11 protein-coding genes and 2 tRNA genes are annotated in these 11527 nt (G+C 63.2%); 10 read left to right on the forward strand and 3 right to left on the reverse strand.

What is annotated here, in order from left to right:
- Positions 1-112: 112 nt before the first annotated feature.
- The 5 genes from gyrB (at position 113) to ACY48M_RS11070 (ending at position 5484) form a co-directional block, all read left to right on the forward strand.
- Positions 113-2167: a DNA topoisomerase (ATP-hydrolyzing) subunit B gene (gene gyrB, locus ACY48M_RS11050; RefSeq protein ID WP_462820336.1), complete on the forward strand. Its 2055-nt coding sequence runs from the start codon at positions 113-115 to the stop codon at positions 2165-2167.
- Between the two features lie 41 nt (positions 2168-2208).
- Positions 2209-4782 carry a DNA gyrase subunit A gene (gene gyrA, locus ACY48M_RS11055; protein ID WP_462820337.1) on the forward strand — a complete coding sequence of 858 codons (2574 nt, stop codon included), beginning with the start codon at positions 2209-2211 and terminating at the stop codon, positions 4780-4782.
- A gap of 41 nt (positions 4783-4823) precedes the next feature.
- Positions 4824-5231, forward strand: a complete 408-nt coding sequence (locus ACY48M_RS11060) for a DUF3566 domain-containing protein (protein ID WP_462820338.1) — start codon at positions 4824-4826, stop codon at positions 5229-5231.
- A 66-nt stretch (positions 5232-5297) separates the two neighbouring features.
- Positions 5298-5371 (forward strand) — tRNA-Ile (locus ACY48M_RS11065).
- Between the two features lie 40 nt (positions 5372-5411).
- Positions 5412-5484, forward strand: a tRNA-Ala gene (locus tag ACY48M_RS11070).
- An 80-nt stretch (positions 5485-5564) separates the two neighbouring features.
- Here the strand turns inward: ACY48M_RS11070 and ACY48M_RS11075 are convergent.
- Entirely contained in the window at positions 5565-6191 is a 627-nt protein-coding gene (locus ACY48M_RS11075; RefSeq protein WP_462820339.1) for a hypothetical protein, read from the reverse strand.
- A 141-nt stretch (positions 6192-6332) separates the two neighbouring features.
- Between ACY48M_RS11075 and ACY48M_RS11080 the strand changes: the two genes are divergently transcribed.
- Entirely contained in the window at positions 6333-6866 is a 534-nt protein-coding gene (locus tag ACY48M_RS11080) for a peptidylprolyl isomerase (protein ID WP_462820340.1), read from the forward strand.
- A 222-nt stretch (positions 6867-7088) separates the two neighbouring features.
- Positions 7089-7754 carry a rhomboid family intramembrane serine protease gene (locus ACY48M_RS11085; protein ID WP_462820341.1) on the forward strand — a complete coding sequence of 222 codons (666 nt, stop codon included), beginning with the start codon at positions 7089-7091 and terminating at the stop codon, positions 7752-7754.
- Positions 7755-7879: 125 nt separating this feature from the next.
- On the opposite strand, the gene ACY48M_RS11090 is transcribed toward ACY48M_RS11085, so the two are convergent.
- Positions 7880-8122 (reverse strand): cell division protein CrgA, encoded by a 243-nt coding sequence (locus tag ACY48M_RS11090; RefSeq protein WP_462820342.1) that lies wholly within the window; start codon positions 8120-8122, stop codon positions 7880-7882.
- A gap of 40 nt (positions 8123-8162) precedes the next feature.
- On the opposite strand from ACY48M_RS11090, the gene ACY48M_RS11095 reads away from it, so the two are divergent.
- Genes ACY48M_RS11095 through ACY48M_RS11105 form a run of 3 tightly spaced genes read left to right on the forward strand, consistent with a single transcriptional unit; the run spans position 8163 to position 9744 of the window.
- Positions 8163-8954, forward strand: coding sequence for a class E sortase (locus ACY48M_RS11095; RefSeq protein WP_462820343.1), 792 nt, complete (start codon positions 8163-8165; stop codon positions 8952-8954).
- Positions 8954-9109 carry a hypothetical protein gene (locus ACY48M_RS11100; RefSeq protein WP_462820344.1) on the forward strand — a complete coding sequence of 52 codons (156 nt, stop codon included), beginning with the start codon at positions 8954-8956 and terminating at the stop codon, positions 9107-9109. The genes ACY48M_RS11095 and ACY48M_RS11100 overlap by 1 nt, the downstream gene beginning before the upstream one ends.
- Positions 9106-9744 (forward strand): anthranilate synthase component II, encoded by a 639-nt coding sequence (locus tag ACY48M_RS11105; protein WP_462820345.1) that lies wholly within the window; start codon positions 9106-9108, stop codon positions 9742-9744. The genes ACY48M_RS11100 and ACY48M_RS11105 overlap by 4 nt, the downstream gene beginning before the upstream one ends.
- A gap of 65 nt (positions 9745-9809) precedes the next feature.
- Here the strand turns inward: ACY48M_RS11105 and pknB are convergent, their stop codons facing one another.
- Positions 9810-11504, reverse strand: a complete 1695-nt coding sequence (pknB, locus tag ACY48M_RS11110; RefSeq protein ID WP_462820346.1) for a Stk1 family PASTA domain-containing Ser/Thr kinase — start codon at positions 11502-11504, stop codon at positions 9810-9812.
- Positions 11505-11527: the final 23 nt, after the last annotated feature.

Here is an 11527-nt window from a genome sequence, read left to right on the forward strand (position 1 = left end):
CCCGTTCGGCTCGTGAACATTGGTAGAATCACAGGGTTGCCGCGGCAGCTTTCGTGAGAGAGCCGGGCCCCGGACGACGGATATGCCCTACCGGACAGGAGTCCCATTTCAGATGTCATCACTGCCACCCCAGAATCCATCTGAAGAATCGAATCCATCCGAAGCGTCAGCCGCAGCAGCGGCCGTCCCTCGTTCACGCTCGGCAGACGAGCAGAAGCACGACAACGAGAGCTACGGTGCCGACCACATTCAGGTGCTCGAGGGTCTTGAGGCCGTGCGCAAGCGCCCGGGTATGTACATCGGTTCGACCGGCCCCCGCGGTCTCCACCACCTGGTCTATGAGATCGTCGACAACTCCGTCGATGAGGCGCTCGCCGGCTTCTGCGACACCATCACAATCGCCATCCAGCGCGATGGCTCTGTCAAGGTCGTCGACAACGGCCGCGGCATCCCGGTCGACATCCACCCGATCGAGAAGAAGTCGACCGTCGAGGTGGTGCTGACCATCCTGCACGCCGGCGGCAAGTTCGGCGGCGGCGGCTATGCCGTCTCGGGTGGGCTCCACGGCGTGGGCAGCTCCGTCGTGAACGCGCTCTCCCACACGCTCAAGGTCGAGGTGCGCCGGCAGGGCCATGTCTGGCGTCAGAGCTTTCAAAATGGCGTGCCGGATGCTCCGCTCGAGAAGGGCGAGGAATCGACCGAGACCGGGACGACCATTACGTTCTGGCCGAACGACGACATCTTCGAGACCGTCGAGTTTGACTACGACACCCTTCGGACCCGCTTTCAGCAGATGGCGTTCCTCAACAAGGGCCTGCGCATTCAGCTCGCGGATGAGCGACCGCAAGACGACGGCGGCGACGGGCGCAGCGACACCTTCATGTACGAGCGCGGCCTTGTCGACTACGTGGAGTATCTCAACGCGGCGAAGAAGGCCGAGGTGGTGCATCCGGAGATCATTTCGATCGAGTCAGAAGACACCGAGCGACGCATCGCTCTCGAGGTGGCGATGCAGTGGACGACGGCCTACAGCGAGAGCGTGCACACCTACGCGAACACCATCAACACGCATGAGGGTGGAACCCACGAAGAGGGCTTTCGCGCCGCCCTCACGACGCTCGTGAACAAGTACGCCCGCGAGAAGAACATCCTGCGCGAAAAGGACGACAACCTCACGGGCGACGATGTCCGCGAAGGCCTCACCGCCGTTATCTCGGTGAAGCTCGGCGAACCACAGTTCGAGGGCCAAACCAAGACCAAGCTCGGCAACACTGAGGCGAAGTCGTTCGTGCAGAAAGTCACGGGCGAGGCGCTCGCCGACTGGTTCGATCGCAACCCCGTGCAGGCAAAAGATGTCATCCGCAAGGCGCTGCAGGCGTCAGCAGCTCGCATGGCGGCCCGCAAGGCGCGCGAGCAGACCAGGCGCAAGGGCTTGCTCGAATCTGGTGGCATGCCCGGCAAGCTGCGCGACTGCTCGAGCAAAGACCCCAGCATCTCCGAGATCTTCATCGTCGAGGGTGACTCGGCCGGTGGTTCAGCGGTGCAGGGCCGAAACCCGGAGCGCCAGGCGATCCTCCCGCTCCGCGGCAAGATCCTCAATGTGGAGAAGGCCAGGCTCGATCGCGCCCTCGGCAATGCCGAAGTGCAGGCGATGATCACGGCATTCGGCGCTGGCATCGGCGAGGACTTCGACCCGGAGAAGGCCAGATATCACAAGATCGTGCTCATGGCCGACGCCGATGTCGATGGCCAGCACATCACGACGCTCCTCCTCACGCTGGTGTTCCGCTACATGCGCCCGCTGATCGACATGGGCTACGTCTACCTCGCCCAGCCACCGCTCTACAAGATCAAGTGGTCGAACTCGCCGCACGAGTACGTCTACACCGATCGCGAGCGCGACGCCCTCCTCGAGTCGGGTGCCGCCGCGGGCAAGCGCATCCCGAAGGAGAACGCGATCCAGCGCTACAAGGGTCTCGGCGAGATGGATTACAAGGAGCTGTGGGAGACCACGATGGACCCGGAGACGCGCACCCTGCTCCAGGTGACGCTCGATGATGCGGCAGCGGCCGACGAGATCTTCTCCACCCTCATGGGCGAAGACGTCGAGTCTCGCCGCAACTTCATTCAACGCAATGCCAAGGATGTTCGATTCCTCGACATCTGATTCCTGGCATCACTCCCGCGTAACCGAAGAACAGAGAATTCATGGCTGACACCGAAGACACCACGCCCGAGCACCAGATCCCGGGCAGGGAGATCGACACCACGCACGACAAAATCACGCAGGTCGACCTCCAGCTCGAAATGCAGCGTTCGTACCTCGACTACGCGATGAGCGTCATCGTCGGTCGCGCCCTGCCCGAGGTGCGCGACGGGCTGAAGCCCGTCCACCGCCGCGTGCTCTACGCCATGTATGACGGCGGATACAGACCAGACAAGGCGTTCTCCAAGAGCTCGCGCGTGGTCGGCGACGTCATGGGCCAGTTCCACCCGCACGGCGACTCCGCGATCTACGACGCTCTTGTGCGACTCGTGCAGCCATGGAGCCTTCGCTACCCGCTCGCGCTCGGCCAGGGCAACTTCGGCTCTCCCGGCAACGACGGCGCCGCCGCCCCGCGATACACCGAGACGAAGATGGCGCCCCTTGCCCTCGAGATGGTCCGGGACATCGAAGAGGAGACCGTCGACTTCCAAGACAACTATGATGGCCGCACGCAGGAGCCCACCGTGCTCCCCGCACGGTTCCCGAACCTCCTCGTCAACGGTTCCGTCGGCATCGCCGTCGGCATGGCGACGAACATCCCACCGCATAATCTCCGCGAGGTCGCCGACGGTGCACTCTGGCACCTGGCGAACCCCGAGGCAGGCCAAGAAGAACTCCTCGAGGCGCTCATGCAGCGGGTCAAGGGGCCCGACTTTCCGACGGGCGCCCAGATCCTCGGCACGAAGGGCATCCAGGATGCCTATCGCACGGGCCGCGGATCGATCACCATGCGGGCCGTCGTCAATGTCGAGGAGCTCCAGGGCCGCACGTGCCTGGTCGTGACCGAGCTTCCGTACCAGGTCAACCCCGACAACCTGGCGCTCAAGATTGCCGATCTCGTGAAGGACGGCAAGCTCGCGGGTATTGCCGACATTAGGGATGAGACATCCGGCCGCACCGGTCAGCGCCTTGTCATCGTGCTCAAGCGTGATGCCGTCGCGAAGGTCGTGCTCAACAACCTCTACAAGCACACCTCGCTGCAAGAGAACTTCGGCGCGAACATGCTTGCGATCGTCGACGGTGTGCCCCGCACGCTTGCGCTCGACGGCTTCATCACGGCCTGGGTTGCGCACCAGATCGAGGTCATTGTGCGACGCACGACCTACCGCCTGCGCAAGGCGGAGGAGCGCGCCCACATCCTGCGCGGCTACCTCAAGGCACTGGATGCGCTCGATGAGGTCATCGCTCTCATCCGTCGATCACCCACCGTCGAGGATGCCCGCGACGGCCTCATGACATTGCTCGACATCGACGAACTGCAGTCACGCGCCATCCTCGATATGCAGCTCCGTCGCCTCGCAGCCCTCGAGCGGCAGAAGATTATCGACGAGCACGACCAGATCGAACTCCAGATCGTCGACTTCAAGAGCATTCTCGATAGCCCCCAGCGTCAGCGCGACATCGTGAGCGCCGAACTCACGGAGGTCGTCGACAAGTACGGCGACGACCGCCGCACCGAAATCATGTACGGCTACGGCGGTGACATGAACATGGAGGACCTCATCCCCGAAGAGGAGATGGTGGTCACGGTGACGCGCGGTGGCTATATCAAGCGCACGCGGAGCGACAACTACCGCACGCAGCACCGCGGCGGCAAGGGAGTCAGGGGCGCACAGCTTCGGGCAGACGACGTCGTCGAGCACTTCTTCGTCACCACGACGCATCACTGGCTCTTGTTCTTCTCGACCAAGGGCCGCGTCTACCGTGCGAAAGCCTATGAGGTGCAGGAGGGCGGCCGTGATGCGAAGGGCCAGCACGTCGCGAACCTGCTCGCGCTGCAGCCGGGGGAGGAGATCGCTCAGATCCTCGATATCCGCGACTACGCCACCGCGAAGTATCTCGTGCTCGCGACGCTCGGCGGCCTTATCAAGAAGACCGCGCTGAGCGAGTACGACACCAACCGCTCTGGCGGCATCATCGCGATCAACCTCCGAGATGAGGATGAACTCGTCTCGGCGATGCTGGTGGAGGAAGACTCCGATCTGCTGCTCGTCTCGCGCAAGGGGCTCTCCATCCGCTTCACGGCGACCGATGAGGCGCTCCGCCCCATGGGTCGCTCCACGAGCGGCGTCATCGGAATGCACTTCAAGGAGGACGACCGGCTGCTCAGTGCCTCGGTTGTATCAGATGACGGATTCGTGTTCGTCGTCACGGAGGGCGGATTCGCCAAACGCACCGAGGTCAATCAGTACCGCGTGCAGAACCGTGGCGGCTACGGCATCAAGGTGGCCAAGCTGCAGGAGGCCAGGGGCGAACTCGCCGGCGCGCTCATCGTGCAGGAGCTCGACGAGGTCCTCGTGGTTCTTGCCAGCGGCAAGGTGGTACGCTCATCTGTCGCCGAGGTCACGGCCACCGGCCGCGACACGATGGGGGTTGTCTTCGCCCGTTTCGCGGACGACGACAAGATTATTGCCGTCGCCAAGAACACGGAGCGCAACCTGGGTCAGGATGTCCCCAGCGACGACCAGCAGACTGAGACAGGTTCGCCCGAGGCGGCATCCGCCGAGGAGGCCTGAGAACCGCATGACAATGACAACAGAGAAGGATGTGGCACTGGATGAGTAGCATCGCCGAAAAGCTCCAGCGAAAATCACAGAAGTCCGTCGGAACCAAGCAGGTGCGGCTCCGCCTCGTCTACATCGACTTCTGGTCGACGATCAAGCTCTCGTTTCTCATCGCTGTCGTGCTCGGCATCATCCTCATCGTCTTCACGTTCCTCGTCTGGACCATCCTCGCGTCGACCGGCATCTTCACTCAGCTCGACAGCATGCTCGGTGACATCACGGGGGATGAGCAGTTCAGTGTGCTCGGCAGCTTCTCGCTCATCCAGGTCATTGGGTTCGCCGTCGTCGTCGCGCTGCTGAACACGGTTGTTGGCACCGCGCTGGGTGCCATCGCGGCACTCATCTACAACTTCACGGTGCGCATTACCGGCGGGCTGCTCGTCGGATTCACCAACAACTAACCGTTGACCTAGGCGTCAATTTCAAGAAACGCAGCCGGTGCGATACTCTCGTATCTGCTCCAAAACGGGGATATAGCTCAGGCGGTTAGAGCGCTTCGCTGATAACGAAGAGGTCCCAGGTTCAAGTCCTGGTATCCCCACGCACGACCGGCGCATTCGCGCCCATCTCCCGCACGGTTCGGGGCCTTAGCTCAGTTGGTAGAGCGCCTGCTTTGCAAGCAGGATGTCAGGAGTTCGAATCTCCTAGGCTCCACAGTTTGCACTACCTCCACACGTCAAAGGCCACCGTCATCGAGAGATGACAGTGGCCTTCGTTGATTCAGACGTCAGCGCCTAGAGCGTCTCGGGGGCGGCGAGGTCTTCGGGCTCGTCGGAGATCCACAGGTCGTCGTCGGCGCGAAGCGTCTGCCACACGGCATAGCCGAGTCCGGCGAGGGCAACGACGCCGACACCGATCACAATGTAGCGGCCGGGGCCGGGGGTCGACTTCGGTGGGATAAAGCCGACCTTCTTGCTGAGCTCCTTGCGAAGCTTCGCGGCCTTCTTCTTCGTCTTCTTGCTCGACACGTCGATGACGTGGCCGGTCTTGTCGCTCGCCTTGCGCACCGCTTTCACGGCGTCGCGCACGCGAGCATCTTTCGCGACCTCGATGACAGCCAGGGCCGAGGCGAGTGCAGAGGCGACATTCGGGAAGATCTCTTGCGTGATCTTGTCACGCGTGTGCTCGGCCGCCGAGCGGGTGGCGGTCGCTCCGGTAGCGAACACCGGCTTCACACGGTGGTCGATGGTGTCGCGGACGCGGGGTGCGACCTCGTCACGACCGATGTAGCCGACCTGCCGGCCTGCCTCACGAACGACCTTGCTCGCGTGGTCAAGGACATCACGCTGGTCTTCCCAGAGATCGGATGCGGAGTGCTTCAATCGCTTGAGTTCACGGGCACGTTTACGGGACAAAGCCATGAGAGACCTCCAGTTGGCGGTATGTACAGCGGTTTCCATCCTCCCACGGGGTGGTCTGTGAGCGCACTGAGTATTGAGTGAATGCCCAGCCGTGAGCGAACATCGAGGCTTCGTGAAGCCCAAGAATGAAATACTGGGGCAATGCATACACACGTAGCGACCTTCCACACGACCCTCGGGGACATCAAGGTGAACCTTCTCGGCAACCACGCGCCGAAGACGGTCGAGAACTTCATTGGCCTCGCCACCGGCACCCGCGAGTGGACCGACCCGAAGTCGAATGAGAAGACGAACCGGCCGCTCTATGACGGCGTCATCTTCCACCGCATCATCGACGACTTCATGATTCAGGGCGGCGACCCGCTCGGTCAGGGCATCGGCGGCCCCGGCTACCAATTCGACGACGAGATCCACCCGGAGCTCGACTTCACGAAGCCCTACGTGCTCGCGATGGCGAACGCCGGCATCCAGATGGGCCGCGGCACCAACGGCTCGCAGTTCTTCATCACGACGGTGCCCACCACCTGGTTGCAGGGCAAGCACACGATCTTCGGCAAGGTCGAGGATGCCGAGTCGCAAGAGACCGTGAAGAAGATCGAAGCCGTGAAGAAAGACGGCCGTGACAAGCCGATCGATGACGTCGTGATCAACAGCATCACCATCGACGAGGTCTGATCCTTTGAACCACCATCGCCTGGAGGGCAGGTCGTGAGCGACCTGCCCTCCAGAGCCGACAACTTCTGCTACCGGCACCCCGATCGTCAAAGCTTCATCCTTTGCCAGCGATGCGGGCGCACCGTCTGCACCGACTGTCAGACCCAAGCTCCCGTCGGCGTGCACTGCCCAGAATGCGTACGGGAGCACCGCCAGTCGGCGCCGCGGAGCAAGCCGGCCGTTGTGACCGCCATCAATCGTGCGCGGCGCGGCGACGGCCCCATCGTGACCTACAGCATCCTCGCGCTTACCGGCCTCGTGTTCGTCGCGCAACTCCTCTCTGGCGGTGCCGTCGGTGACCTGCTGCTGTATTGGGGGCCGTACACCGAGACCCAGCCGTGGCGCCTGCTCACGACCGCCCTCGTGCACTCCGAAAGCTCGTTCTTCCACATCCTCTTCAACATGTATGCCCTGTGGATCTTCGGACGCATGCTTGAGACGGCCCTTGGCCGATGGAGATTTTTCGCACTCTATGTGCTGAGCGCCCTCGGCGGCTCGGTCGCCGTGCTGCTACTGGCTCCGATGACGCCAGTGGTCGGTGCATCCGGTGCCATCTTTGGCCTTCTCGCGGCGTTCTTGGTGATCCAACGCGGCCTCGGAGGCAACAGCACGCAGCTCATCGTCGTGCTCGCGCTCAACTTGCTCATTGGGTTTATCGTGCCGGGCATAGCGTGGCAGGCGCATGTCGGGGGTGCCATCGTCGGCGCGGCAGTCGGGTTCACGCTCATGCGGACTCGGAGGGCCACGCTGCTGCGCCGCCAGCAGTTGCTCATCGGCGCCATCGCAGGTTCGCTCGTCGTGCTCGCGGTCATCGGCGTGGTGCTGATGTACGCGCGCTATTCAGCGTGAGCGCTCTGTGCCAGCGAGTCGCACCCGAGTTATCCACAGGTGATTCCACAGTGGGGATAATTACACCCGTGTAGTTGCCCCTCGAACGGGTGGCAGGCCGCCGCTCTGGCGGCGGGCTGGGGTGCTTAGCGCCAGCGTGTCGTCATGAGAAAGCCGACGAACATGATGCCGAAGCCAACGAGGATGTTGCCGTCACCGAGTTCGGCAATCGGCAGGGCTGCCTGGCTGATGTAGTACACGATGATCCAGATCAGCCCGAGCAGCATGAGGCCGAACATGATCGGCTTGAACCACACCGGGTTGGGAGCGTCGTCGCCGGAGCGAACCTCGCGGGGAGTATCGGGCGTGTGATTCGTCGACCTGGCCATGCCCGAATTCTAGTGGCATCGGCCGCAATAGACTCATTGCATGAGCCGAGCAGCGACGAGAACCCCTCGGGGCCGCCGCCGGAGCGCTCCTGGAATCAGTGTCGTCGGAGTGCTGGGGGAGCTGCTGCTCACCGCTGGAGCACTCGTGCTGCTCTTTCTCGGATGGCAACTCTGGCTCAACGACTTGGTGGTCGGCGCTGAGCAACGCGACGCTGCTGTGGAGTTTGCCGAAGCGCTTGAGAGCGCCACGCCCACTCCGAGCGATGACGCCGAGCCCGAGTCTCCTGGTGACGAGACCGTCGACCCTGGAGCGCCGGTGAGCACGATCGTGCCCGTGACCAATGAGGGCTTCGCGACGCTCTACGTGCCGCGATTCGGGGCAGACTACGTTCGCGTCATCGGCGAAGGCGTCAGCCTCAGCGCGGTGCTGAACAACAGCGAGCTTGGTGTCGGACACTATTCCCAAACGCAGCTTCCCGGCGAGGTGGGCAACTTCGCCCTCGCAGCGCATCGCACGACGTGGGGGGCACCCTTCGGGTCGATCGGTGACCTCCAACTCGGCGACCGCATCTACGTGCAAACCGCTGACGGTTGGTACACCTATGCCTTCCGCAACCTCGAGTACGTGCTGCCGACCGGCGTCGGCGTGCTCGAGCCCGTGCCACAGGCCCCCGGTGTCACCGCGGGCGACCGCTACATCACCCTAACGAGCTGCAACCCGCGCTATTCGGCAGCGGAGCGCATCATCGCCTACGGCGTGCTCGAGTCATGGCAGCCCGCCGCTGAGGGAATGCCAGCCGAGCTCGCGGCCCTGCAGAGCGAAGGAGCCTGATGTACGCTGCACTCTGGCGCCTGTTGCCCGGACCGTTGTGGGTTCGCATCATCCTGGCAATCGCGGTCGCACTCCTTGTGCTCGGTGCTCTCGTGCTCTGGGTCTTTCCCTGGGTGAATTCCTTCATCAGCGTTCCGGAGGTGACGGTCGAATGACCAGGGTGCTCGTTATCGACAACTACGACAGCTTTGTGTACACCCTCAACGGCTATCTGCTTCAGCTCGGGGCAGAGACCGTGGTGATGCGCAATGACGAATTTGCGGCCGACGCGGCGAAAGAGCAGATCGCGCAGTATGACGCCGTGCTGCTGTCACCCGGGCCAGGAACTCCTGAGAAGGCGGGCGTCTCGATTCCCGTTGTGCTCGCCGCGGTCGAGCTGGGCACGCCACTCGTCGGTGTATGCCTCGGGCACCAGGTCATCGCTGAAGCGTTCGGCGCGACCGTGACCCATGCGACCGAACTCATGCACGGCAAGACCTCTGTCGTCACCCACGACAAGAGCGATTTCTACCAGGATGTTCCCGAGCACTTCACGGCAACGCGCTATCACTCGCTCGCGATCGTCAACTCCACGGTCCCTGCAGAACTCATCGTCAACTCGCACACCGAAGGCGGCGTCATCATGGGCGTACGCCATGCAACGGCACCCATTTTTGGTGTGCAGTTCCACCCAGAGTCGGTGCTCACCGAGGGCGGCCACGCGATGCTCGCGAACTGGCTTACCGTGGCCGGGCTCAGCGATGCGAGGGATCGGGCGCGCGGCCTGGGCCCGCTCGTCAACCTCGGCTGATACTCGCAAGACACCCTCGCAGAACACCAAATCACGCCGGAGGAAGGCTCCGGCAAGACCCGGTGCTATCCGGAGCAGTACGTGATGGTGATCTCTGAACGCTGCGGATGATCACCGGCGGCAAGGCTTTGCCCTGTGACTGCGAGCCCGGCACAGTTGGCGTCAGGGTTCGCCACGACGACAAGCTGCAGTGACGACAGCGTCGAGTTCGCGGTCGCAATTGGCTGACCGATGACGGAGGGCACCGTGACGAGACCACTCGACACGACAAGATTGACTGTGTCGCCTTCTTGAATCACGGTGCCTGCCTCTGGGTCACTCCTGATGACGGTGCCTGCCGGGAGCGTCGACGAGTTCTCTTGCGTTGTCGATCCGTAGACGAGATTGCGGTCGGCCAGCGCCTGCTGCGCCGAGGCTTCATCGAGGTTCGACAGGGTGGGCACAGCGACCGATGCCGGCCCCTGAGACACATACACCTTGACGGCTTGCTCTGACGCAACACGCGTGCCGGCTTCTGGGTCGGTGCTAATCACCTCACCGCGGGGAACCTCATCGTTGGCGATATCGAACCTGGTGGCAACGAGATCTGAATCTTGGAGGGTCTGCGCGCCCGCTTCGTATTGGGTGCCGACGATGTCCGGCACCTCGACGGAGATCGTGTCGCCGATCGTGCTCGGTGGCAGGTTCACCACCCAGATGGCGAGCGCGATGAGCATCGCGATGATGATGGCGATTCCCGCCCAGATCCAGGCCACCGGTGGCCGATTCTGCGTGCGAATGGCGCGGTCGGTGCTCTCGGCCGAGAGCTGACGAAGCGCCGCCTCCGAACCAGCGGCTGCCGTGGGATTTACGCCGAACAGGGTTGCACTGAACTCGCTTGCCGCCGGAACCTTGCGATGCGGCACCTCGCCGGATGCCGCGGTCTCGAGCTCCTCGCGAAACTCCGCAGCGGTCTGGAAGCGCTCGAACTTGTCCTTTTCGAGGGAGTGCAGCACGACGACATCGAGCGCTGGCGACACCTTGGAGTTGAGCGAGCTCGGCGGAAGCGGCGCTTCGCTGATGTGCTGATAGGCGACGGCTGCGGCGCGCTCACCGCGGAACGGCGGCTGGCCAGTGAGCATCTCGAAGAGCACGGTGCCCGTCGAGTAGAGATCGGTGCGAGCATCCACCGTCTCGCCCTTTGCTTGCTCTGGCGAGAAGTACTGCGCGGTGCCGAGCACCTTGCTGGTGTCGGCGACGGTCGCCGAGTTGTCACTGACGGCGCGCGCGATGCCGAAGTCCATGACCTTGACCTGGCCGTTGTGCGTCACCATGACGTTGCCAGGCTTGATGTCGCGGTGCACGACGAGCGCGCGATGACTGTATTCGAGGGCGGTGAGGATGCCGTCGGCGATGCGCACGGCCTCGCTTGGCTCGAGGGGGCCGTCCGCGATGATGTCTTTGAGCAGTCGCCCATCGACGTACTCCATGACGATGAAGGGGACCTGCGTTTCGAGCCCGTTCGCATCGGCGACGGTCTCTTCGCCCGCGTCGTAGACGCGCACGATCGTCGGGTGGGCCATTCGGGCCGCCTTCTGCGCTTCTTCACGGAAGAGCAGACGGAAGTTGGGGTCGGTCGCAAGCGACGGCTTGAGGAGCTTGATGGCGACGCGGCGTCCGAGTCTGGCATCGGTGCCGACGTGCACGTCGGCCATGCCTCCACGGCCGATGAGCTTGCCGATTTGATACCTGCCTGCGAGCAGCCGAGTATCTTCAGTCAATTCTCTCTCCAGGTCCGTTGGTC

It is taken from the genome of Homoserinimonas flava, from assembly GCF_054969005.1.